At 65.2% G+C, this 23,649-nt stretch carries 15 protein-coding genes and 3 rRNA genes; 8 read left to right on the plus strand and 10 right to left on the minus strand.

What is annotated here, in order from left to right; translation table 11 throughout:
* Positions 1 to 7: 7 nt before the first annotated feature.
* On the minus strand, positions 8 to 2,515 hold the full coding sequence (locus GB932_RS12300; RefSeq protein ID WP_156760995.1) for a DEAD/DEAH box helicase: 2,508 nt from the start codon (positions 2,513 to 2,515) through the stop codon (positions 8 to 10).
* 144 nt (positions 2,516 to 2,659) lie between these two features.
* On the opposite strand from GB932_RS12300, the gene GB932_RS12305 reads away from it, so the two are divergent.
* A complete protein-coding gene (locus GB932_RS12305) occupies positions 2,660 to 3,307 on the plus strand; it encodes a YigZ family protein (RefSeq protein ID WP_156760996.1) in 648 nt (215 codons plus the stop codon).
* A gap of 166 nt (positions 3,308 to 3,473) precedes the next feature.
* Here GB932_RS12305 and GB932_RS12310 read toward each other — a convergent pair whose 3' ends face one another.
* Entirely contained in the window at positions 3,474 to 4,271 is a 798-nt protein-coding gene (locus GB932_RS12310) for an alpha/beta fold hydrolase (protein WP_156760997.1), read from the minus strand.
* A gap of 98 nt (positions 4,272 to 4,369) precedes the next feature.
* Between GB932_RS12310 and GB932_RS12315 the strand changes: the two genes are divergently transcribed.
* The gene (locus GB932_RS12315; RefSeq protein WP_156760998.1) at positions 4,370 to 5,467 is read left to right on the plus strand and encodes a serine hydrolase domain-containing protein; all 1,098 of its coding nucleotides are present in this window, start codon (positions 4,370 to 4,372) and stop codon (positions 5,465 to 5,467) included.
* Between the two features lie 9 nt (positions 5,468 to 5,476).
* Here the strand turns inward: GB932_RS12315 and GB932_RS12320 are convergent, their stop codons facing one another.
* On the minus strand, positions 5,477 to 6,433 hold the full coding sequence (locus GB932_RS12320; RefSeq protein WP_156760999.1) for an AraC family transcriptional regulator: 957 nt from the start codon (positions 6,431 to 6,433) through the stop codon (positions 5,477 to 5,479).
* Between the two features lie 185 nt (positions 6,434 to 6,618).
* Between GB932_RS12320 and GB932_RS12325 the strand changes: the two genes are divergently transcribed.
* The 5 genes from GB932_RS12325 (at position 6,619) to GB932_RS12345 (ending at position 12,342) form a co-directional block, all read left to right on the plus strand.
* Positions 6,619 to 7,983 carry an ABC transporter substrate-binding protein gene (locus GB932_RS12325; RefSeq protein WP_156761000.1) on the plus strand — a complete coding sequence of 455 codons (1,365 nt, stop codon included), beginning with the start codon at positions 6,619 to 6,621 and terminating at the stop codon, positions 7,981 to 7,983.
* A gap of 66 nt (positions 7,984 to 8,049) precedes the next feature.
* Positions 8,050 to 8,997: a carbohydrate ABC transporter permease gene (locus GB932_RS12330; RefSeq protein WP_156761001.1), complete on the plus strand. Its 948-nt coding sequence runs from the start codon at positions 8,050 to 8,052 to the stop codon at positions 8,995 to 8,997.
* Positions 8,997 to 9,809, plus strand: a complete 813-nt coding sequence (locus GB932_RS12335) for a carbohydrate ABC transporter permease (protein ID WP_156761002.1) — start codon at positions 8,997 to 8,999, stop codon at positions 9,807 to 9,809. The genes GB932_RS12330 and GB932_RS12335 overlap by 1 nt, the downstream gene beginning before the upstream one ends.
* The gene (locus GB932_RS12340) at positions 9,806 to 11,296 is read left to right on the plus strand and encodes a mannitol dehydrogenase family protein (RefSeq protein WP_197517462.1); all 1,491 of its coding nucleotides are present in this window, start codon (positions 9,806 to 9,808) and stop codon (positions 11,294 to 11,296) included. Before GB932_RS12335 ends, GB932_RS12340 begins: the two co-directional genes overlap by 4 nt.
* Positions 11,296 to 12,342: an NAD(P)-dependent alcohol dehydrogenase gene (locus GB932_RS12345; protein WP_156761003.1), complete on the plus strand. Its 1,047-nt coding sequence runs from the start codon at positions 11,296 to 11,298 to the stop codon at positions 12,340 to 12,342. Before GB932_RS12340 ends, GB932_RS12345 begins: the two co-directional genes overlap by 1 nt.
* A gap of 54 nt (positions 12,343 to 12,396) precedes the next feature.
* Here the strand turns inward: GB932_RS12345 and nrdF are convergent, their stop codons facing one another.
* The 4 genes from nrdF to nrdH all read right to left on the minus strand — a co-directional run bounded on the left by nrdF (position 12,397) and on the right by nrdH (position 16,300).
* A complete protein-coding gene (gene nrdF, locus GB932_RS12350; protein WP_156761004.1) occupies positions 12,397 to 13,371 on the minus strand; it encodes a class 1b ribonucleoside-diphosphate reductase subunit beta in 975 nt (324 codons plus the stop codon).
* Positions 13,372 to 13,402: 31 nt separating this feature from the next.
* The gene (gene nrdE, locus GB932_RS12355) at positions 13,403 to 15,565 is read right to left on the minus strand and encodes a class 1b ribonucleoside-diphosphate reductase subunit alpha (protein WP_156761005.1); all 2,163 of its coding nucleotides are present in this window, start codon (positions 15,563 to 15,565) and stop codon (positions 13,403 to 13,405) included.
* A complete protein-coding gene (gene nrdI, locus GB932_RS12360; RefSeq protein ID WP_231916165.1) occupies positions 15,547 to 15,942 on the minus strand; it encodes a class Ib ribonucleoside-diphosphate reductase assembly flavoprotein NrdI in 396 nt (131 codons plus the stop codon). The genes nrdE and nrdI overlap by 19 nt, the downstream gene beginning before the upstream one ends.
* A gap of 124 nt (positions 15,943 to 16,066) precedes the next feature.
* Entirely contained in the window at positions 16,067 to 16,300 is a 234-nt protein-coding gene (gene nrdH, locus GB932_RS12365; protein ID WP_156761006.1) for a glutaredoxin-like protein NrdH, read from the minus strand.
* 364 nt (positions 16,301 to 16,664) lie between these two features.
* On the opposite strand from nrdH, the gene GB932_RS12370 reads away from it, so the two are divergent.
* On the plus strand, positions 16,665 to 17,819 hold the full coding sequence (locus GB932_RS12370) for an acyl-CoA dehydrogenase family protein (RefSeq protein WP_156761007.1): 1,155 nt from the start codon (positions 16,665 to 16,667) through the stop codon (positions 17,817 to 17,819).
* A gap of 88 nt (positions 17,820 to 17,907) precedes the next feature.
* Here the strand turns inward: GB932_RS12370 and rrf are convergent.
* From rrf to GB932_RS12385, 3 genes are all read right to left on the minus strand, one after another.
* Positions 17,908 to 18,024: ribosomal RNA gene (rrf, locus tag GB932_RS12375) — 5S ribosomal RNA — on the minus strand.
* A 148-nt stretch (positions 18,025 to 18,172) separates the two neighbouring features.
* A 23S ribosomal RNA gene (locus GB932_RS12380) occupies positions 18,173 to 21,272 on the minus strand.
* Positions 21,273 to 21,644: 372 nt separating this feature from the next.
* Positions 21,645 to 23,172 (minus strand): 16S ribosomal RNA (locus GB932_RS12385).
* Together the 16S, 23S and 5S rRNA genes form the textbook arrangement of a ribosomal RNA operon.
* Positions 23,173 to 23,649 lie beyond the last annotated feature (477 nt).

The following is a 23,649-nucleotide window of genomic DNA, read 5'->3' on the forward strand; positions in this document are numbered from 1 at the left end:
GTGGGATCTATAGCCGCACGACCTCCGTCACGCGCACGACCGCCTCGCCCTCCTCGGCCGAGGCCTCGAGGTCGACCTCCGCGCGGATCCGCCAGTCGTGGTCGCCCGCCGGGTCGTCGATCGTCTGCTCGACGCGCCAGTACGCCCGATCCGACTCGTCGATCGCGCAGAGCTGCGGTGCGCGCGCCGCGGATCCGGTGAGGATGTCGTCGTGCACCGCGAAGTACCGGTCGAGCGCGGCGGGCCAGTCGACGTCCGGATCGAGCGCGGACAGCTCGTCGTCGCGCTCGAGCGCCGCGAGCTGCACCCGCCGGAACAGTGCGTTGCGCACGAGCACCGTGAAGGCACGGCGGTTCTGCACGACCGAGGGCGGCGACGGCGGCACGACCGGGCCGTCGTCGGGATCCGCGTCGAGGCCCGCCATGAGGGTCTCCCACTCGTCGACGAGGCTCGAGTCGACCTGGCGCACCATCTCGCCGAGCCACTCGACGATGTCGTCGAGATCGTCGGTGTGCGCCTCCGGCGGCACGGTCTGGCGGATCGTGCGGAAGGCGTCGGACAGGTACCGCAGCACGAGGCCCTCGCTGCGGCCGAGCTGGTACCACTGCACGAAGTCGGCGAAGCTCATCGCCCGCTCGTACATGTCGCGCACGACGCTCTTCGGCGAGAGCTGGAAGTCGCGCACCCACGGCTGCGACGAGGCGAAGGTCTCGAACGACTGCCGCAGCAGCTCGTCGAGCGGCTTCGGGTAGGTGATCTGCTCGAGCAGCTCCATGCGCTCGTCGTATTCGATCCCCTCGCGCTTCATGGCGCCGACGGCCTCGCCGCGCGCCTTGAACTCCTGCTGCGAGAGGATCTGGCGCGGATCATCGAGCGTCGCCTCGATGATGCTGACGACGTCGAGCGCGTAGTTCCCGGTGCCGACGGATCCCTCTCCCTGGGCCGGATCCAGCAGCTCGAGGGCGGCGAGCGCGAACGGCGACAGCGGCTGATTGAGGGCGAAGTTCGGCTGCAGGTCGAGGAAGAGTCGGATCTCACCGGAGGGTGTCACCTCGACGAGCTCGGCGTCGCGGAGAGTGCGGAAGATCGCGAGGGCGCGCCGGGCGAGCGCGAGCTGCTCGCGCCGCGGCTGGTGGTTGTCGAAGACGAGCGAGCGGACGTTGCCGAACACATCGCCGCCGCGGGCGATCACGTTGATGAGCATCGCCGACGTCATCTGCATCTGCGGACCGAGCTGCTCGGGCGCCGCCTCGATGATCTTCTCGAAGGTCTGCTCGCTCCAGCTGACGAACCCCTTGGGCGCCTGCTTCTTCTGGATCTTCTTGCGCTTCTTCGGGTCGTCGCCGGCCTTCCTCAGCGCCTGCTCGTTCTCGATCTCGTGTTCGGGGGCGAGCACGATCACATTGCCGTAGGGGTCGAATCCGGCCCGCCCGGCGCGTCCGGCGATCTGGTGGAACTCGCGCGCGCCGAGCCGGCGCATACGCTGGCCGTCGTACTTCGACAGCGCCGTGACGAGCACGGTGCGGATCGGCACGTTGATGCCGACGCCGAGCGTGTCGGTGCCGCAGATCACGCGCAGCAGGCCGCTCTGCGCGAGCGTCTCGACCAGGCGCCGGTATCGCGGCAGCATGCCCGCGTGGTGCACGCCGATCCCGGCCCGCACGAGCCGCGAGAGGGTCTTGCCGAAGTTCGTCGTGAAGCGGAACCCGCCGAGGGCCTCGGCGATCTCGTCGCGTTGCGCCCGCGTCGTGACGTTGATGCTCGCGAGCGCCTGCGCCCGCTCCATCGCCGCCGCCTGGCTGAAGTGCACGACGTAGACGGGCACCTCCTGCTCGGTCAGGAGCTCCTCGACGACCTCGTGAGCGGCGCGCTTCTCATACGAGAAGTGGAGCGGAACGGGGCGCTCGGCGCCCGCGACGAGGGTCGTCTCGCGCCCCGTGCGGTGCGTGAGGTCGCGCTCGATCGCGGTCGTATCGCCGAGGGTGGCCGACATGAGCAGGAACTGGGCCCGCGGCAGGAGCAGCAGCGGGATCTGCCACGCCCACCCGCGCTGCCGATCCCCGTAGTAGTGGAACTCGTCCATCACCACCTGGTCGACGTCGGCGTCCGCTCCCTCGCGCAGCGCGACGTTCGCGAGGATCTCGGCGGTGCAGCACACGATGGGCGCGTCGGCGTTCACGGACGAGTCGCCCGTCACCATGCCGACGTTCTCGGCGCCGAACGTCTCGACGAGGGCGAAGAACTTCTCGCTGACGAGGGCCTTGATCGGTGCCGTGTAGTAGGTGCGACCTCGGCGACCGACGGCGACGGCGTGCGCGGCGAGCGCCACGAGCGATTTCCCCGTTCCCGTCGGGGTCGCCAGGATCACGTTGTTCCCCTGCACGAGTTCGACGACGGCCTCGTCCTGCGCCGGGTACAGCTCGATCCCCTTGTCGAGCGACCACTCGAGGAAGGCGTCGTACAGGGCGTCGGGGTCGTCGCCGGCCGCGCGGGCCGATTCGAGGAGGGAAGGCATCACCCTCGAGTCTGCCGCATCCGCCCCTCCCCCGCCGCCGCCTCAACACAATGCAGTCAGAGTGCGGCCACTTCCCGGCAGGAACCGGATTCCGGGCCGAACCGCGCCGGATCGACTGCATTGTGCTGACGGTACTCTCGGGGGATGGCCGCGACGTTTCCCTCGACGATCGCGGCGCGTGTCGACCACGAGATCGAGATCCGGCGCTCGCGGTTCATCTGCCACCTGGCTCCCGTCGGATCCGTCGCAGACGCCGATGCGTTCATCGCACGCGTCCGCAAGGAGTTCTGGGACGCCCGGCACAACTGCGTCGCGATGATCACGGGCGCCACGGCCGACAAGGCGCGATCCTCAGACGACGGCGAGCCCTCCGGAACCGCGGGGGTGCCGATGCTCGAGGTGCTGCGACAGCGCGGCGTGACCGACATCGTCGCGGTCGTCACCCGCTACTTCGGCGGCGTGAAGCTCGGCGCGGGCGGCCTGGTCCGCGCATACGGATCCGCCGTGTCGGAGGCCCTCGACCGCGCCCGCATCGTGCGCCGTCGCGCCCTCACGCTCATCACGGTCGACGTGCCTCACGCCGACGCGGGCCGCTACGACAACCTGCTGCGCGAGTGGGCGGCGCACCACGACTCCGTGTTCGGCGGCGTCGAATATGCCGCCGCCGCGAGCTTCGAGCTCTGGGTTCCCGCGTGTGAGATCGATGCCCTCGCGTCGGACATCGCCGCCCGGTCGTCGGGATCGCTCACCGCAGTCACCGGCGAGACCCGCGTCGTCGACGTTCCGACGTAGGGCCCGCGCCGCGAACGAACGACAGCGTTGCGAAGATGAGCGTCAAGAAGGCCCGATGGCCCTCGTCGGCGCCGTGCCCAAGGCGCCGCTTGCCCCGAGATCCCGCGTGAACATTCGATCACCGCACGCCCGCCTCGGGCGTGAACCCTCGTTCACGCGGCCTGGATCACTCGATGCCCTCGGCGAGGAAGTCGACGCCTGCCGTCCGGAACTCGCGCGCGCCCGGCGCGTTGAAGTGATGCCGGCCGGGGATCTCGACGAAGCGCCCGCTCGGCAGGCCCGCCGCCACCTCGCGCGACTGCGCGAGGATCTTGTCCTCGGATCCCGTTGCGACGAGGATCGGCTGCCGCGGCGGATTCCCGAGATCCGGATCCTCGTCACCGAAGCGCATGCCGCCCGCGAGCGCGATGAGCGCCTGCAGGTCGTTCGTATCCACGCGCTCGGCGAGCGTGACGTAGTTGCGTGTGACCGGATCCGTGACCTCCTCGCCACGATCGACGTATGCGCGCGCCTGCGCGATGTCGAGGCGCCCGAGCGGGCGGCCGTCCGGGATCCCGCCGAGCACGGCGCGCTCGACGCGCAGCGGCAGCTCGGAGGCGACATGCCAGCCGACGCGTGCGCCGAGCGAGTAGCCGAGGTAGCTCACCGGATCGACCATGTACGTGTCGAGGATGAGTTCGATATCGGAGACGAGCGCCCCCATCGTGTAGTCGTCGGGCTCGTGCGGCTTCTCGCTCGCGCCGTGTCCGCGCTGATCCACGCCCAGCACGCGGAAGCCCCGGCGCAGCATCTCGCGCACCCACCCCGTGTTCACCCAGTTGTCGCGGCAGCTCGAGGCGAAACCGTGCACGCAGATGACGACGGGGGCGTCCTCGTCGCCCCACGTGTAGGTCGCGAGGCGGAATCCCTCCCGCGACATCACGTACTGCGGCTCGGGCATCTCGGGGATCAGCGGGATCGGCATGCCGCCCATTCTGCTCCCCTCGATCCGGCTCCGGGCCTCCCGCCCGCGCGCGTCGGGATCTATGGTGGGGCTCGGCATCCACGACGAATCGAGGAACGATGAGCACGGTGACCGAGACGATCGAACGGCACATCGCGCGCGGCACGGCCCCCGGGATCGTCGTCGCGTCCGTCGGTCCGACGGGGCACGTCGAGATCGACACCGCGGGCGACCTGGCCTCGGACGCGATCGTCCGCATCCAGTCGATGACGAAGCCCGTCACCGCGGTCGCGGCACTGCAGCTCGTGCAGGACGGCCGTCTGCGCCTCGACGACCCCGTGCACGAGTGGCTGCCGGAGCTGGCCGACCGCCGCGTGCTCCGCACAACCGGGTCACCGCTCGACGACACGGTGCCGGCGGATCGGCCGATCACGGTGCGCGACCTGCTCACGAACATGTCCGGGTACGGCATGATGACGGCGCCATGCCCCCTGCAGGACGCGATGATCGCGAATCGCACGCAGGCCAGCCAGGATCCCGTCGCCCTCGGCGCACAGGACTGGCTGGACGCCCTCGCCGAGCTGCCGCTCGCCTTCCAGCCGGGCACGGGCTGGCGCTATCACCACTCGTTCGGGATCCTCGGGATCCTCCTGAGCCGCGTCGTCGGCGGATCCCTCGAGGAGCACCTCGAGAGCGAGCTGTTCGCCCCGCTCGGCATGGTCGACACCGCGTTCACGGTGCCGCGTGATCAGGCGCACCGGCTGCCTGCCGCATTCCGGCACGAGCAGACGGGCGCTCTCACACAGGTCGAACCGGCCGGCGACGGCTTCTCCGTCGCCCCGGCGCCGTTCGACCTCAGCCACGCCGAGCTCGTGTCGACGGCGAGCGACTACGCGGCGTTCGCGAGCATGCTCGCAGGCGGCGGTTCCTCGGCGGGGCGACGGATCCTGGATCCGGAGATGCTCGATCTCATGCGCGCCGACCAGGTTCCCGTGGCGGCGAAGTCCGATGACAGCTTCTTCCCCGGCTTCTGGAACGGCATGGGCTGGGGTTTCGGCGTCGCCGTGCAGACGACGGGCCCGAACACGGGCCGCTACGGCTGGTCGGGAGGCTTCGGAACCGACATGTACGTCGACCTCGACGGCACGTTCCGCGTGATCCTCACGCAGGTGGAGATGGGGCCGGAGGTCATGGGGCTGTTCCGCGATCTGCAGTGAGGTCCGCGCTCACCCGCCCGCGCGGAGGAGGCCGAGCGGGCCTGCGCTCGGCCGCGCGTGCTCCTCGAGGCGGCGGAATCCGGTCGGCGTCACGCCGGTCTCGGCGAGGAACTGCCGGTTGAAGTTGGCGAGGTTGCGGTAGCCGACCGCGCCGCTGATCTCTGCGACCGTCCGATCCGTCTCGCCGAGGAGTCGACACGCATTGGCGATGCGGAGCCGCCGCACGACAGCCGTGAACGTCATGCCGCTGGCCTTCTTGAAGTGCTTCGAGAACGTGGGCTCGGACATGTACGCGAGCCGTGCCGCTTCCGACATGCGGATGTCGCCGCTGAGGTTCTCGACCACGTAGGCGAGGCCCGCGTCGACCGCGGCGCGCCCCTCGCTCCCCACAGACGATGAATAGAGCTCGTGCGCGACGTAGTGCCGCTCCGCGGGGGGCGCGCCGAGGAACAGGTCGAGCAGCGCGAGGAAGTGGGCGATGCGGCGCGGTCCGTCCGTACGCCCGACCTGCTCGATCTCCTCGGCCGCGGCGAGCGCCGTGCGCCCCGAGTAGATGATCCCGCGCCCGGAGTCGCGCACGAGGTCCTGCACGCGGTGGAGTTCGGGGATCACCGAAGCGGCCTGCTCCAGCCAGACCGGTGAGACCTGGATGACGGCGTCGCGGCCGCGGATCACCTCTCCGGGCCTCAGATCGCTCATCCAGTCGTGCGGGACTCCGGAGCCGACGATCGCGACCTGGCCGGCACCGAAGGCGCCGACCGTGTTGCCGATGATGTAGTTGCCGGTTCCCCTGCGGATGAGATGGATCTCGACCTCGGGGTGGTAGTTCCACCGCGCGATCGGAGCCGGATAGTCGTGCTCCATCCACCGGAACGACTCCCCCGCCGCGAGCGGGACGAGCTCGCGCTCCGGCGGGTGGTGCATGACCTCATAGGCGGGGCTTCCGCCTGACGCCCTCGTTCCCATGCCTCCCCCTCAGAGCGCTCCTTCGCGCATCTCATCGGAAAGAAAGTATCAGAACCGGATGATTTTCGCGGAGACACGGCATCGGTCGGGCGCGCATCCTCAATACAGCCGCCGATGCACCGAGTCGCGATCCCGAACGCGACCGGCGGGCGGTCCACAGCAGCGAGCACAACAAAGGAGTTCTCATGCTTCGCACACGACACATCGGCGCGATCGGGGCGGTCTTCACCGTCAGCGCGCTCGCGGTCACGGGCTGCGCCGGTTTCGGCGGCGGCAGCGGCGCCGGCACCGGCGGCGGAGAGGGCGGCGACGTCACCCTCACCCTGGCGACCGTCAGCAACCCCCAGATGAAGGACATGGAGGAGCTGAAGGGTCACTTCGAGGAGGACAACCCCGGCATCACCGTCAACTTCGTCCAGATGGAGGAGGGCGACCTGCGCGCCGCCGTCACTGCCGACGTGGCGTCGAAGGCCGGCCAGTACGACATCGTCACGGTCGGCGCCTACGAAGTGCCGCAGTGGGGAGCGCTCGGCTGGCTCAAGGACCTCACGGACGACCTCGCCGCCGACGCCGAGTACGACGTGGACGACATCCTGCAGCCCGTCTCCGACATCACCTCCGTCGACGGCCGCCGCTACGCCGTGCCGTTCTACGGCGAGTCGTCGATCCTGATGTACAACAAGGAGCTGTTCGACGAGGCCGGCCTCACCATGCCGGAGCACCCGACGTGGCAGGAGGTCGCCGGCTTCGCCGAAGAGCTCACCACCGACGACCGCGCCGGGATCTGCCTGCGCGGCAAGCCCGGCTGGGGCGACCTGTTCGCTCCCCTCACGACCGTCGTGCAGACCTTCGGAGGCAACTGGTACGACGAGAACTGGGACGCCCAGGTCGACTCTCCCGAGTTCACCGAGGCCGTGAACTTCTACGTCGACCTGCTCCGGACATCGGGCGAGCCGGACCCCGTGTCGCACAGCTTCACGGAGTGCCTCAATCTCGTCAGCGGCGGCAAGGCGGCCATGTGGTATGACGCGTCCGTGGCGGCGTCGATCCTCGAGGACGAGGAGTCGTCGGCCGTCGCCGGCAAGATGGGCTACGCCCACGCGCCGGTCGTCGAGACCGACGAGGCCGGGTGGCTGTGGTCGTGGAACCTCGCGATCCCCGAGACGACGAAGAACTACGACGAGGCGCTCACGTTCGTGAAGTGGGCCACCAGCAAGGAGTATCACCAGCTCGTCGGAGAGACGCTCGGCTGGACCCGCGTCCCGCCCGGCGCCCGCAGCTCGACCTACGAGATCCCCGAGTATCAGGAGGCCGCCGCCGCCTTCGCGCCCATCACCGTCGACGTCATGAACGCCGTCGATCCGAACCAGCCCGGCGTCGCGCCGCAGCCGTGGGTCGGCATCCAGTACGTGACGATCCCCGAGTTCCAGGACGTCGGGAATCAGGTGGCCCAGCTGGTCGCCGACTCGATCGCCGGCCGCACATCGGTCGAGGACGCCCTCGCCGCGGGGCAGGACATCGCCCAGGCCGCGGGCGAGAAGCAGAAGTAGGACCACCATCCGACGGCTCCCGGGGCGGCCACGCCGCCCCCGGGACAGGCCGCAAGGAGACACATCATGACCACCACCGCCGTCCTCACGACGGCCGGCAGGGGGAGGAAGGGCGCGGATCCGCGCCTCACCCCCACCGGCCGGCCCCAGAGACGCACCGCACGGATGCTCGTGCTTCCCGCGCTGATCGTCTCGATCGTCCTCACGCAGATCCCGTTCCTCGTCACGATCGTCGTGTCGTTCCTGAACTGGAACCAGCTGCGGCCCGACGACACCGGATTCGCGTGGTTCGACAACTACGCCACCGTCTTCGCGACCGCCGACTTCGCCCAATCGCTCCTCGCGACCGTCCTGATCACGGGCTCCTCCGTGGCGCTCGCACTGCTGCTCGGCCTCGGTTTCGCGCTGCTGATGGATCGTCACTTCCTCGGCCAGGGCCTCGCCCGCACGCTGATGATCACGCCGTTCCTCGTCATGCCGGCGGCGGCCTCACTGATCTGGAAGTTCCTGATGCTCGACGTCAACGTCGGGCTCGTGAACGTCGGGCTCGGCTTCCTCGGGCTGCCTCCCGTCGCCTGGAACACGGATCTGCCGCCCGCGACGATCATCATCGTCATGACGTGGCAGTTCACGCCGTTCATGATGCTGATCCTGCTCGCCGGCCTGCAGAGCCAGGATCGGAGCGTCCTCGAGGCCGCATCCGTCGACGGCGCCGGCCGGATCCGCATCTTCCGCGACATGACGCTGCCGCACCTGCGCCAGTACATCGAGATCGCGGTGCTCCTCGGCGGCATCATGCTGCTGCAGATGTTCGACCCGATCGCCATCATGACCAAGGGAACGGGCGGTACGAAGACCCTCCCCTATCTGCTCTACGAGCGCGCGTTCATCGGGCTCGACATCGGCCAGGCGGCGGCGTTCGGCGTCATGACCGTCGCGATCACCCTGCTCTTCGCCGGCATCGCGCTGCGGACCCTGTTCGGCGTGTTCGTCGAAGGGAAGGTGCGGAGCTGATGCGCGCGTTCCGAGCCGGACTGCTCACCGCAGTCACCTGGATCCTCGTCCTGCTGTTCTTCGGCCCCATCGCGTGGATGCTGCTGACCAGCTTCAAGACCGAACAGGCGGCGGCCTACATTCCGCCCACGCTGTTCGGCCCGTTCACGCTCGACAACTACATCGCGGTCTTCGATCGCGGCATGGGCGCCTACCTCGCGAACTCGTTCATCGCGAGCGTCACCTCGACGCTCATCGTGCTCGCGCTCGCGATCCCCTGCGCCTACGGGCTGAGCATCCGCCCGATCGCCAAGGTGACCGACGTCCTGTTCTTCTTCATCTCGACGCGCTTCCTGCCCATCGCGGCGTCGCTGATCCCGCTGTACTTCATCCTGCTCGCGCTCGGCCTGCTCGACAACATCTCGGCGCTGAGCTGGCTCTATGTCGCGATCAACCTCCCGATCGCGGTGTGGATGATGCGGTCGTTCCTGACCGAGGTGCCGGTGGAGATCATCGAGGCCGCGCAGATCGACGGTGCGAGCCTGCGCACCGAGCTCGTGCGCGTCGTCCTGCCGATCGTCATGCCCGGCATCGCCGCCGTGGCGCTGATCTGCTTCATCTTCTCGTGGAATGAGTACTTCTTGGCCAGCATCCTGACCTCCGACACCGCCCGCACCGTCCCGCCGTTCCTGGCGAGCTTCGTCGACGGCCGAGGCCAGTTCCTCGCCGTCCTCTCGGCCGCCAGCACGGTCGCCGTTCTGCCCGTCGTCGCCGCAGGGTGGCTCGCGCAGAAGCAGCTCGTGCGCGGCCTCGCGATGGGAGCGGTCAAGTGAGCGCCGCGACTCCCCGACTGACGACCACCGCGCTCGCGACCCTGGATCCCTCGATCGGATCCCCGTCCTATGACCGCGACAAGATCGCTGCCGGCATCGTGCACATCGGCGTCGGAGGCTTCCACCGTGCGCACATGGCGATGACGATCGACCGCCTGCTCGAGCAGGGGAAGGCGACCGACTGGGGGATCTGCGGCGTCGGCCTGCTCGAGACCGACCGGCGGATGAAGACCGTGCTCGAGGAGCAGGATCACCTCTACACCCTCACGGTCCGGCGCGCCGATGGCGGCGAGGAGACCGCGGTCATCGGCAGCATCGTCGACTACCTGTTCGCGCCGGATGATCGTGACGCCGTCATCGAGCGGATGGCGGCGCCGGAGACACGCATCGTCTCGCTCACGATCACCGAGGGCGGGTACAACATCGACCAGATCACCGGCGAGTTCGATCTGTCGACGCCCGCCGTCGCCGCCGACATCGCGGGAGACGTGCCGACGACCGCCTTCGGGTTCGTGGTGGAGGCCCTGCGGCGCCGCCGCGAGCGCGGCGTGCCGCCGTTCACGGTGCTGTCGTGCGACAACGTGCAGGGCAACGGCGACGTCGCGGCGCGCGTCATCGCCGCGTTCGCGACCGCGAGAGATCCGGAGCTCGGTGCCTGGATCCGCAGCGAGGTTTCGTTCCCGAGCTCGATGGTGGATCGCATCACCCCGGGCACGACCCCGGAGGACGTCCGCTCCGTCGCGGCGCGGACGGGGGTGCGCGACGAGTGGCCGGTCGTCTGCGAGCCGTTCTTCCAATGGGTCATCGAGGACGATTTCCCGCTCGGACGCCCGCCTTTCGAGGAGGCGGATGTCCAGATGGTCGAGGACGTCGAGCCCTATGAGCTGATGAAGCTGCGCCTCCTCAACGCCAGCCACCAGGGGCTGTGCTATTTCGCGCACCTGATGGGGTACCGGCTCGTGCACGACGCAGCCGCGGATCCCCTCATCGCCGAGTTCCTGCGCCGATACATGGATCTCGAGGGCACGCCCACGCTGCGTGCCGTGCCCGGCGTGGACCTCGACGACTACAAGCGCACCCTGATCGCGCGATTCGCGAATCCGGCGGTGCGCGACACGGTCGCCCGGCTGTGCGCGGATTCGTCCAATCGGATCCCCAAGTGGCTCGTGCCCGTCGTCCGCGAACAGGCCCGCACGGGCGGATCCGTCGCCTATGCGGCCGCGATCATCGCGAGCTGGGCGCGGTATGCCGAGGGTGTCGGCGAGGATGGTGCGCCGATCGACGTCGTCGATGCGCTCGCCGACGAGCTCACGCCGCTCGCGCGATCGCAGCGCGAGCACCCGCTGGCGTTCCTCGAGAAGCGGAGCCTGTTCGGGGACCTCGTCGACGACGACCGATTCGCCGCCTCCTACCGCGCCGCGCTGGACGACCTCCACGGCCTCGGCGCCCGTGCGACGCTCGAGCGCCTCCTCGAGGGGACGCGCTGATGCCCGCCACGTCGACCATGACCGGAGCAGCTGCGGCCAAGATGCGGGCGGCCGTGCTGACGGCCCCGCATTCCCTGGCGATCGAACACGTCGCGGTGCCATCCCTCGAGCCGGACCAGGTGCTCGTCCGGGTGTCGGCCGTGGGCGTGTGCGGCAGCGATGTGCACTACTACGAGCACGGGCGCATCGGCCCGTTCGTCGTCGACGGCCCGCTCATCCTCGGCCACGAGCTGTCGGGGCGGATCGAGGCCGTCGGCCACGACGTCGATCCCGCGCGCATCGGCGAACGCGTCGCGATCGAGCCGCAGCGCCCCTGCCGCCGCTGCGGCCAGTGCCGGGCCGGTCGGTACAACCTCTGTCCTCGAATGGAGTTCTTCGCGACGCCGCCTGTGGACGGCGCGTTCGCGGAGCTCATCGCGATCCAGAGCGACTTCGCGTTCGCCATTCCCGACGCGGTCTCCGATGAGGCGGCCGCGCTCATGGAGCCGCTCTCGGTCGGGATATGGACGTGCCGTCGCGCGGACGTCGGACCGGGAAGCCGCGTGCTCGTCGCCGGCGCCGGGCCGATCGGCGTGATCCTCGCACAGACGGCGCGCGCGTTCGGCGCGAGCGAGGTCATCGTGACGGACATCGACGCCGGTCGTAGGGAGCTCGCCGGTCGGTTCGGGGCGACCCGCGTCGTCGATCCGCTCACGGACTCGGTCGAGGGCCTCGACGTCGACGCGTTCATCGACGCCACTGGCGCGCCCGCCGCCGTGCGGTCGGGGATCCTCGCCGTGCGGCCTGCCGGGCGGGTGATCCTCGTCGGGCTCGGCGCCGACGACGTCGAGCTCCCCGTCTCGTTCCTGCGGAACCGGGAGATCTGGCTGAGCGGCGTGTTCCGCTACACCGGCACGTGGCCGCTCGCGATCGAGCTCGTCGCGAGCGGGAAGGTCGATCTCGACGGACTCGTCACGGCGAGGTTCGGTCTCGCGGAGGCGGAAGGCGCGCTGGCCGTCGGCGGCGAGCCCGGCCAGCTCAAGGCCGTCGTGTATCCGGGACGGTGAGACACGGAGAGGGCCGCCCCGAGCGGGGCGGCCCTCAGCGCGTGCGGCGGGACGTCAGAAGTCCCAGTCCTCGTCTTCCGTCGAAACGGCCTTGCCGATCACGTAGGAGGATCCGGATCCGGAGAAGAAGTCGTGGTTCTCGTCGGCGTTCGGCGAGAGCGCCGACAGGATCGCGGGGTTCACGTCGGTGACGCTGGCGGGGAACATGGCCTCGTAGCCGAGGTTCATGAGCGCCTTGTTGGCGTTGTAGTGCAGGAACTTCTTGACGTCCTCGGTGAGGCCGACACCGTCGTAGAGATCCTGCGTGTACTGCACCTCGTTGTCGTAGAGCTCGTAGAGCAGCGAGAACGTGTAGTCCTTGATCTCGTCGCGCGTCGCCTGGTCGACCTTCTCGAGACCCTTCTGGAACTTGTACCCGATGTAGTAGCCGTGCACGGCCTCGTCGCGGATGATGAGGCGGATCATGTCGGCCGTGTTCGTGAGCTTCGCGTGGCTCGACCAGTACATCGGCAGGTAGAAGCCCGAGTAGAAGAGGAAGCTCTCGAGCAGGGTCGACGCGACCTTGCGCTTGAGAGGCTCGTCGCCACGGTAGTACTCCATGACGATCTGGGCCTTCTTCTGCAGGTTCGGGTTCTCGACCGACCAGCGGAAGGCGGCGTCGATGTCCGGCGTGTTGCTCAGCGTCGAGAAGATCGACGAGTAGCTCTTCGCATGCACCGACTCCATGAAGGCGATGTTCGTGTACACGGCCTCCTCGTGCGGTGTGAGGGCGTCGGGGATGAGCGACACCGCGCCGACCGTTCCCTGGATCGTGTCGAGCAGCGTGAGGCCCGTGAAGACGCGCATCGTCAGGCGCTGCTCGTCATCGGTGAGCGTGTTCCACGACTGGATGTCGTTGGACAGCGGCACCTTCTCGGGCAGCCAGAAGTTGCTCGTGAGGCGGTTCCACACCTCGACGTCCTTTTCGTCGTCGATGCGGTTCCAGTTGATGGCCTGGACGTGATCCAGGAGCTGAAGCTTCTCAGTCATCGTGTTCTCTCTCGAATGTCCGGTGCGTGCGTCACAGCGTGCAGCTGACGCAGCCCTCCACCTCGGTGCCCTCGAGGGCCATCTGGCGGAGTCGGATGTAGTAGATCGTCTTGATGCCCTTGCGCCACGCGTAGATCTGGGCCTTGTTGATGTCGCGCGTGGTCGCCGTGTCGGGGAAGAACAGCGTGAGCGACAGTCCCTGATCGACGTGCTGCGTCGCCGCGGCGTACGTGTCGATGACCTTCTCGTAGCCGATCTCGTACGCGTCCTGGTAGTACTCGAGGTTGTCGTTCGTCATGAACGGCGCCGGGTAGTAGACGCGGCCGAGCTTGCCTTCCTTGCGGATCTCGATCTTCGACGCGATCGGGTGGATCGAGCTCGTCGAGTTGTTGATGTACGAGATGGATCCGGTCGGCGGGACGGCCTGCAGGTTCTGGTTGTAGAGACCGTGCGCCTGGACCTGCTCCTTCAGGGCGATCCAGTCGGCCTGCGTGGGGATGTGGTGCCCCGCGAAGAGCTCCGCCACGCGCTCGGTCTCGGGCGCCCACTCGCGCTCGACGTACTTGTCGAAGAACTCCCCCGACGCGTACGTCGAGTTCTCGAAGCCCTCGAACGTCTCACCGCGCTCGGCGGCGATGCTGTTCGACGCACGGAGCGCGTGGTACAGCACCGTGTAGAAGTAGATGTTCGTGAAGTCGATGCCCTCTTCGGAGCCGTAGTAGATGCGCTCGCGCGACAGGTAGCCGTGCAGGTTCATCTGACCGAGGCCGATGGCGTGCGACTTGTCGTTGCCGTCCTCGATCGACCGCACCGACTCGATGTGGCTCTGGTCGCTCACGGCCGTGAGGGCGCGGATCGACGTCTCGACCGTGCGGCCGAAGTCGGGCGAGTCCATCGCGAGCGCGATGTTCAGCGACCCGAGGTTGCAGCTGATGTCCTTGCCGATCTGGTCGTACGACAGGTCGGTGTTGAGCGTGGTCGGGGTGTTGACCTGCAGGATCTCGCTGCACAGGTTCGACATGTTGATGCGGCCGGCGATCGGGTTCGCACGATTGACCGTGTCCTCGAACATGACGTACGGGTAGCCCGACTCGAACTGGATCTCGGCGACCGTCTGGAAGAACTGCCGCGCGTTGATCTTCGTCTTCTTGATGCGCGGGTCGTCGACCATCTCGCGGTACTTCTCGGTCACCGAGATGTCGCCGAACGGCACGCCGTAGACGCGCTCGACGTCGTACGGAGAGAAGAGGTACATGTCCTCGTCGTTCTTCGCGAGCTCGAACGTGATGTCGGGCACGACGACGCCGAGGGACAGCGTCTTGATGCGGATCTTCTCGTCGGCGTTCTCGCGCTTGGTGTCGAGGAACCGCATGATGTCGGGGTGGTGCGCGTTGAGGTACACCGCGCCCGCGCCCTGGCGCGCGCCGAGCTGATTCGCGTAGCTGAACGAGTCCTCGAGCAGCTTCATGACCGGCAGGATGCCGCTGGACTGGTTCTCGATCTGCTTGATCGGGGCGCCGGCCTCGCGGATGTTCGACAGCAGCAGCGCGACGCCGCCGCCGCGCTTCGACAGCTGCAGCGCAGAGTTGATGCCGCGGGCGATCGACTCCATGTTGTCTTCGATGCGCAGGAGGAAGCAGCTGACGAGCTCGCCGCGCTGCGCCTTGCCGGCGTTGAGGAACGTGGGCGTCGCCGGCTGGAAGCGGCCCGAGAGGATCTCATCGACGAGCTTCCACGCGAGGTCCTCGTCGCCGTCGGCGAGCGCGAGGGCGGTCATGACGACGCGGTCCTCGAAGCGCTCGAGGTAGCGCTTGCCGTCGAACGTCTTGAGCGTGTAGCTCGTGTAGTACTTGAACGCGCCGAGGAACGTCTCGAAGCGGAACTTCTTGCCGTACGCGAAGTCGTTCAGACGCTCGACGAACGAGAAGTCGTACTTCTCGATGACGGCGCCCTCGTAGTACTCCTTGTCGACGAGGTAGTCGAGGCGCTCGCGGAGCGAGTGGAAGAACACCGTGTTCTGGTTGACGTGCTGCAGGAAGTACTCGCGGGCCGCGCGCTTGTCGGCGTCGAACTGGATGTTCCCGTCGGCGTCGTACAGGTTCAGCATCGCGTTGAGCCCGTGATAGTCGAGCCCCTCGAACGCGGGGTTGTGCTTGTAGTCGAGCTGCTGTGTGCTCACTGCTGCTTCCACCATGTTTCCAATCCATCGCTCACGCGAACCACGTCATCGGGTGTGCCGAACAGCTCCACCCGGTCCAAGTGCGGAACCCGGCACTTGCGGCTGATGATGTCTCCCGCGATGCAGTACGCGTCGCCGAAGTTGGTGTTCCCCGTGGAGATGACTCCGCGGATCCACCGCCTGTTTCTTTCGTCGTTGAGGAAGCGGATGACCTGCTTGGGCACCGCACCCTCGCCGTTCCCGCCGCCGTATGTGGGGGTGACGAGCACGAACGGCTCGTTCACCTCGAGGGGATCCTCGCGACGGTGCAGGGGGATCCGCACGGCCCGCATGCCCAGCTTCTCGACAAGGCGTTCGGTGTTGCCCGACACGCTCGAGAAGTAGACGATCAGCGGAACATCGGCCCCGCGTCCATGCGACGGCCCCGCCGGGGCGGAGCCGTCGAGCGAGGACGAGGAGAAGGTCGCTGTCACGGTGGTCACGAGGTGCTCCTCTCCTGCCGCGCCAGCGACCGGGTCACGCGAGGCGCGCGGCGAGCTCGTCGATCTTGTCGGGACGGAAGCCCGACCAGTGGTCCTCGTCGGCGACGACGACCGGCGCCTGCATGTAGCCGAGCGACTTGACCTGCTCGAGCGCCGCGGCGTCCTCCGAGACGTCGGTGACCTGGTAGTCGATGCCCTTCGCATCCAGTGCGCGGTACGTCGCGTTGCACTGCACGCAGGCCGGCTTGCTGTAGACCGTGATCGCCATGAAATCCCCTCCTGAACCAGTGTCTGCTCCGGCGGTGCACCGCCGGGACCTCAATACTACATATAGGTGTCACCCTTGGGGGCGACCACAAGGGGTAGTAGTTACATCACTGTCATTCTCCACCGCTCTCCACCGCTCGTCCACAGGTTTCTGCACCGATCCATGCACAGGAGCGAGGTCGTGCGCGACCCACTCGATCGGCGAGAATGCGCGCCTCGCGCCCGCTGCCGCGACCAGTTGTCCACAGGTCCGACGGTACGCGGGACCTCTGACAAACGAAGGGCTGTGAATCGATGGGACCGGCGTGTCGAGCGGGCCGTCGGCGTGTCGTCCTCGGGCCCCTCGGCGCCCGTAGGCTGGCCGCATGGCCGCCGACTTCGACCCCGCCGCACACCTACCCGACGACCTCCTCGAGAGGGTCCGAGCGCGCGCCGCGGACGTCGATCGAGACAACGTCTTCCCGCACGCCGACCTCGCGGAGCTGCAGGACTGCGGCTACCTGCGGATCCTCGTCCCGGCCGATCGCGGAGGCGCCGGCCTCTCCCTCGCGCAGGCATCGGCTCTCCAGCAGCGCCTCGCGGCCGCGGCGCCCGCGACTGCCCTCGCGGTCAACATGCACCTCGTGTGGACGGCGGTCGCGAGGATCCTCCGCGATCGCGGAGACGACGCGCTCGCCTTCGTGCAGGAGGGCGCCGCAGACGGGGAGATCCTCGCCTTCGGCATCAGCGAGGCCGGAGGCGACGCCGTGCTCTTCGACAGCGACACGTCGGCCACGGCGACAGCGGACGGCGGCTATGCGTTCACGGGCACGAAGATCTTCACCTCCCTCGCGCCCGTCTGGACGTCCCTGGGCGTGCACGGACGCGACGACACGGATCCGGACCACCCACGACTCGTGTTCGCGTTCCTCCCCCGCGACGAGCGCGTCGTGACCCGCGACGACTGGGACACGCTCGGCATGCGCGGCACGCAGAGCCGCACGACCGAGCTGAACGGTGCGAGCGCGACGGCGGATCGCATCGTCCGCGTCATCGATCCCGCGGACGGCGTCGACCCCCTGCAGTTCGCGATCTTCGCGGCGTTCGAACTGCTCGTGGCATCGGTGTACGCCGGGATCGGCCGCCGCGCCCTGCAGCTCGCCTCGGAGGCGGTCACGGGACGCGTCTCGAAGAAGACGGGAAAGCGGCGCGGCGAGGATCCCGTCGTGCGCGCACGGATCGGCGACATGGCGATCGCCCACGACGGCATCCTCCTCGAGCTCGCGGCGCTCACGCGAGACATCGACGACGTCGTCGACCACGGCGCCCGATGGCTCCCCCTCCTGTCGGGTATGAAGCACCGCGCGGTGACGACAGCGCAGCGCATCGTCGACGATGCGGCGACCAGCGCCGGCGGCGGCGGATTCCGCAGCGCCCACGAGCTCTCGCGCCTCGTGCGAGATGTGCGCGCCGGCACCTTCCATCCCTCGTCGCCCGACTCGGCGCGGCAGGCCGCAGCCGCAGCCTGGCTCGACGCGTAGGCACGAAGAAGGGGCCATCCGCGAACGGATGGCCCCAGAATGCACGAAAGGGTCGCCCAGCATTGGGCGACCCTTTCGTCTACGTGAAGTCCGGCGGCGACCTACTCTCCCACACCGTCCCCGGTGCAGTACCATCGGCGCTGAGAGGCTTAGCTTCCGGGTTCGGAATGTAACCGGGCGTTTCCCTCTCGCAATAACCACCGAAACACCTACCACCACACACCCCTCAAAAGAGGCGCAGGCAAACCTGTGCTTCAACAGCTGGACACTGTTTACTTGTCCCCACAAGTACGGCGCAAACCATACCCTGAGAACCACAAAGTGGACGCGAAGATCGTTAAGAAGAACGAAGTGTTATCAAGTCATCGGCTTATTAGTACCAGTCAGCTGCACACGTTACCGTGCTTCCACATCTGGCCTATCAACCCAGTAATCTGCTGGGAGCCTCACGGGCCGAAACCCATGGAAGTCTCATCTTGAGGCCGGCTTCCCGCTTAGATGCTTTCAGCGGTTATCCATCCCGAACGTAGCCAACCAGCCATGCACCTGGCGGTACAACTGGCACACCAGAGGTTCGTCCAACCCGGTCCTCTCGTACTAGGGTCAGATCCTCTCAAACTTCCAACGCACGCAGCGGATAGGGACCGAACTGTCTCACGACGTTCTAAACCCAGCTCGCGTACCGCTTTAATGGGCGAACAGCCCAACCCTTGGGACCAACTCCAGCCCCAGGATGCGACGAGCCGACATCGAGGTGCCAAACCATGCCGTCGATATGGACTCTTGGGCAAGATCAGCCTGTTATCCCCGAGGTACCTTTTATCCGTTGAGCGACAGCGCTTCCACAAGCCACTGCCGGATCACTAGTCCCGACTTTCGTCCCTGCTCGACCTGTCAGTCTCACAGTCAAGCTCCCTTGTGCACTTACACTCGCCACCTGATTGCCAACCAGGTTGAGGGAACCTTTGGGCGCCTCCGTTACTCTTTGGGAGGCAACCGCCCCAGTTAAACTACCCACCAGGCACTGTCCCTGAACCGGATCACGGTCCGAAGTTAGATGTCCCAAGTGACCAGAGTGGTATTTCAACAACGACTCCACAATCACTAGCGTGATCGCTTCACAGTCTCCCACCTATCCTACACAAGCCACACAGAACACCAATACCAAGCTATAGTAAAGGTCACGGGGTCTTTCCGTCCTGCTGCGCGAAACGAGCATCTTTACTCGTAGTGCAATTTCGCCGAGTTCGTGGTTGAGACAGTTGGGGAATCGTTACGCCATTCGTGCAGGTCGGAACTTACCCGACAAGGAATTTCGCTACCTTAGGATGGTTATAGTTACCACCGCCGTTTACCGGGGCTTAAATTCTGAGCTTCACCAAACGGTTAACTCGTCCTCTTAACCTTCCGGCACCGGGCAGGCGTCAGTCCGTATACATCGTCTTGCGACTTCGCACGGACCTGTGTTTTTAGTAAACAGTCGTTCCCCACTGGTCTCTGCGACCCACACACCCTTTCAGCAGCAAGTGCCTATAAGTGCTGGGCGCCCCTTCTCCCGAAGTTACGGGGCCATTTTGCCGAGTTCCTTAACCACGATTATCTCGATCTCCTTGGTATTCTCTACCTGACCACCTGAGTCGGTTTGGGGTACGGGCAGCTAGAACCTCGCGTCGATGCTTTTCTCGGCAGCATAGGATCACCCACTTGAAACGCATCACGTCTCAGCCTCATGGGTCACGGATTTGCCTATGACCCGGCCTACACGCTTGCACTGGACACCATCTGCCAGCTGGGCTGCCTTCCTGCGTCACACCTGTTAATACGCTAACCGCACCAGCATGGGGTCGCGCGCTAGCCCACCCGGTGCCACCCGAAGGTGACGATGGATGGATTCGGGCGCTTAGCACCACTGGATTAGCTTGGACGGTTCTTCGCCGGTACGGGAATATCAACCCGTTGTCCATCGACTACGCCTGTCGGCCTCGCCTTAGGTCCCGACTTACCCAGGGAAGATTAGCTTGACCCTGGAACCCTTGGTCATTCGGAGGACACGTTTCTCACGTGTCATTCGCTACTCATGCCTGCATTCTCACTCGTGTGCCGTCCACGGCTGGATCACTCCGCCGCTTCACCCGGCACACGACGCTCTCCTACCCATCAACACGACTGAACCACGAAGGCTAGCCGCATGTGTCAATGCCACAACTTCGGTGGCGTGCTTGAGCCCCGTTACATTGTCGGCGCGGAATCACTTGACCAGTGAGCTATTACGCACTCTTTCAAGGGTGGCTGCTTCTAAGCCAACCTCCTGGTTGTCTAAGCAACTCCACATCCTTTCCCACTTAGCACGCGCTTAGGGACCTTAGATGGTGGTCTGGGTTGTTTCCCTCTCGACTATGAAGCTTATCCCCCACAGTCTCACTGCTGCGCTCTCACTTACCGGCATTCGGAGTTTGGCTGACGTCAGTAAGCTTTTGGGCCCCATCGGCCATCCAGTAGCTCTACCTCCGGCAAGAAACACGCAACGCTGCACCTAAATGCATTTCGGAGAGAACCAGCTATCACGAAGTTTGATTGGCCTTTCACCCCTATCCACAGCTCATCCCCTCAGTTTTCAACCTAAGTGGGTTCGGCCCTCCACGACGTCTTACCGTCGCTTCAGCCTGGCCATGGATAGATCACTTCGCTTCGGGTCTAGAACACGCGACTCGATCGCCCTATTCAGACTCGCTTTCGCTACGGCTACCCCACCCGGGTTAACCTCGCCACGTATCACTAACTCGCAGGCTCATTCTTCAAAAGGCACGCCGTCACCCCTACAAGGAGGCTCCGACGGTTTGTAAGCAGACGGTTTCAGGTACTATTTCACTCCCCTCCCGGGGTACTTTTCACCTTTCCCTCACGGTACTTGTCCGCTATCGGTCATCTGGAAGTATTTAGGCTTATCAGGTGGTCCTGACAGATTCACACAGGATTTCACGGGCCCCGTGCTACTTGGGATCCCCACAACCGCAGAACACGCATGTCGACTACGAGACTGGCACTCTCTCTGGTCCCGCTTTCAAACGGGTTCGTCTATACGCTTCTGTACGATCGGAATCACGGCAGCGACTCCTAGTAGGTCCCACAACCCCGCACGTGCAACGCCTGCCGGCTCTCACACACGCACGGTTTAGCCTCATCCGCTTTCGCTCGCCACTACTCACGGAATCACTTTTGTTTTCTCTTCCTGTGGGTACTGAGATGTTTCACTTCCCCACGTTCCCTCTACCCGCCCTATACATTCAGGCGGGAGTCACCAGAACACATAAATGCGCCTGGCGGGGTTTCCCCATTCGGAAATCCTCGGATCACAGCCCGCTTATCGGCTCCCCAAGGCTTATCGCAGATTGCTACGTCCTTCTTCGGCTCCAGATGCCAAGGCATCCACCGTCTGCTCTTAAAGACTTGAAATCACATGAGTCACAGACAAAGATCAAAAAGACCCTCGCCTGTGTTCGCTTTCTTTAAGATGCTCGCGTCCACTGTGTAGTTCTCAAAGTACGGTCGCACCCCGAACTCCACACCAACAGGTGCTTCATCCCGGGGGCCGAAAGCTGCAGCCAAACGACTGAGCCTTCAGGACCCAACAACGTGCACGCGCCCCGCTCCGACAACCCCGACGTTCCCACAACCAAAAAGGGCCGCGTACTGATCAGAACCATCATCACGAGACGCCTTGTCAAATGTTCCACCCATGAGCTCACCCCTCGAAGACATTCGCTCCGAGCAGGCGCCTTAGAACCAGACCCGATCGAAACCGGACCGATTCAAGATGCTCCTTAGAAAGGAGGTGATCCAGCCGCACCTTCCGGTACGGCTACCTTGTTACGACTTAGTCCTAATTACCGATCCCACCTTCGACAGCTCCCTCCCACAAGGGGTTAGGCCACCGGCTTCAGGTGTTACCGACTTTCATGACTTGACGGGCGGTGTGTACAAGACCCGGGAACGTATTCACCGCAGCGTTGCTGATCTGCGATTACTAGCGACTCCGACTTCATGAGGTCGAGTTGCAGACCTCAATCCGAACTGGGACCGGCTTTTTGGGATTCGCTCCACCTCGCGGTATCGCCGCCCATTGTACCGGCCATTGTAGCATGCGTGAAGCCCAAGACATAAGGGGCATGATGATTTGACGTCATCCCCACCTTCCTCCGAGTTGACCCCGGCAGTATTCCATGAGTTCCCACCATAACGTGCTGGCAACATAGAACGAGGGTTGCGCTCGTTGCGGGACTTAACCCAACATCTCACGACACGAGCTGACGACAACCATGCACCACCTGTACACCGACCACAAGGGGGCGACCATCTCTGGCCGTTTCCGGTGTATGTCAAGCCTTGGTAAGGTTCTTCGCGTTGCATCGAATTAATCCGCATGCTCCGCCGCTTGTGCGGGTCCCCGTCAATTCCTTTGAGTTTTAGCCTTGCGGCCGTACTCCCCAGGCGGGGAACTTAATGCGTTAGCTGCGTCACGGAGACCGTGGAAAGGCCCCCACAACTAGTTCCCAACGTTTACGGAGTGGACTACCAGGGTATCTAAGCCTGTTTGCTCCCCACTCTTTCGCTCCTCAGCGTCAGTTACGGCCCAGAGATCTGCCTTCGCCATCGGTGTTCCTCCTGATATCTGCGCATTCCACCGCTACACCAGGAATTCCAATCTCCCCTACCGCACTCTAGCCTGCCCGTACCCACTGCACGCTGGAAGTTGAGCCTCCAGTTTTCACAGCAGACGCGACAAGCCGCCTACGAGCTCTTTACGCCCAATAATTCCGGATAACGCTTGCGCCCTACGTATTACCGCGGCTGCTGGCACGTAGTTAGCCGGCGCTTTTTCTGCAGGTACCGTCACCCGAAGGCTTCTTCCCTACTAAAAGAGGTTTACAACCCGAAGGCCGTCGTCCCTCACGCGGCGTTGCTGCATCAGGCTTGCGCCCATTGTGCAATATTCCCCACTGCTGCCTCCCGTAGGAGTCTGGGCCGTGTCTCAGTCCCAGTGTGGCCGGTCACCCTCTCAGGCCGGCTACCCGTCGACGCCTTGGTGAGCCATTACCTCACCAACAAGCTGATAGGACGCGAGCCCCTCCCGGACCGAAAAATCTTTCCCACCATCGAAGATGCCTTCATGGTGCGTATTCGGTATTAGACGCCGTTTCCAGCGCTTATCCCAAAGTCCGGGGCAGGTTGCTCACGTGTTACTCACCCGTTCGCCACTAATCCACACCAGCAAGCTGGTGCTTCATCGTTCGACTTGCATGTGTTAAGCACGCCGCCAGCGTTCATCCTGAGCCAGGATCAAACTCTCCAAAAAGAAAAAATGCATACCCACACGGGAAAACGAGTGAGCAGCGAGTTTGATGCTGACCAATGTGATGTCATCTGACACCAAATGATCCAAAAAGGAATTGCTCTGACCAAAAGGCCAGGGACAATCAATAAATTGGCATTTGACAAGTGCACGCTGTTGAGTTCTCAAGGATCAGACGCACCCGGCCCTCAGCCTCCCGACTGAGCCCTCCGGGGCAACTTCTCTATCTTATCCCCCAGGTCCTCGCTGTCAAACCCGACACGCCGTAGCTGTGATCGAACCCAACCGCTTGAGCCCTGAGGCACAAGAGACAACCTTACGAACCGCACCTGAGTGAAACCTGAACGCCCTCGAACCGAGAAGCCTGCTCACACAGGAGCGAATCCGAACCAGTCATCTTCGCTGTGTCGCCTGTCTGGGATGAAGGAACCTTCCGGCTCAACCTCACCGCTTGGCGGCGACAAGTGAATACATTACGCG

The organism is Microbacterium karelineae (assembly GCF_009745985.1).
Classification (GTDB): Bacteria; Actinomycetota; Actinomycetes; order Actinomycetales; family Microbacteriaceae; genus Microbacterium; species Microbacterium karelineae.

Bases quoted from the DNA above. Each gene is read 5' to 3' on its own strand.
- GB932_RS12330 (WP_156761001.1), top strand. From the start codon at position 8,050: ATGACCACCACCGCCGTCCTCACGACGGCCGGCAGGGGGAGGAAGGGC.
- nrdE (WP_156761005.1), bottom strand. From the start codon at position 15,565: ATGGTGGAAGCAGCAGTGAGCACACAGCAGCTCGACTACAAGCACAAC.
- GB932_RS12345 (WP_156761003.1), top strand. From the start codon at position 11,296: ATGCCCGCCACGTCGACCATGACCGGAGCAGCTGCGGCCAAGATGCGG.
- GB932_RS12300 (WP_156760995.1), bottom strand. From the start codon at position 2,515: ATGCCTTCCCTCCTCGAATCGGCCCGCGCGGCCGGCGACGACCCCGAC.
- GB932_RS12370 (WP_156761007.1), top strand. From the start codon at position 16,665: ATGGCCGCCGACTTCGACCCCGCCGCACACCTACCCGACGACCTCCTC.
- GB932_RS12315 (WP_156760998.1), top strand. From the start codon at position 4,370: ATGAGCACGGTGACCGAGACGATCGAACGGCACATCGCGCGCGGCACG.
- GB932_RS12335 (WP_156761002.1), top strand. From the start codon at position 8,997: ATGCGCGCGTTCCGAGCCGGACTGCTCACCGCAGTCACCTGGATCCTC.
- nrdF (WP_156761004.1), bottom strand. From the start codon at position 13,371: ATGACTGAGAAGCTTCAGCTCCTGGATCACGTCCAGGCCATCAACTGG.
- GB932_RS12320 (WP_156760999.1), bottom strand. From the start codon at position 6,433: ATGGGAACGAGGGCGTCAGGCGGAAGCCCCGCCTATGAGGTCATGCAC.
- nrdH (WP_156761006.1), bottom strand. From the start codon at position 16,300: ATGGCGATCACGGTCTACAGCAAGCCGGCCTGCGTGCAGTGCAACGCG.
- GB932_RS12325 (WP_156761000.1), top strand. From the start codon at position 6,619: ATGCTTCGCACACGACACATCGGCGCGATCGGGGCGGTCTTCACCGTC.
- GB932_RS12305 (WP_156760996.1), top strand. From the start codon at position 2,660: ATGGCCGCGACGTTTCCCTCGACGATCGCGGCGCGTGTCGACCACGAG.
- GB932_RS12310 (WP_156760997.1), bottom strand. From the start codon at position 4,271: ATGCCGATCCCGCTGATCCCCGAGATGCCCGAGCCGCAGTACGTGATG.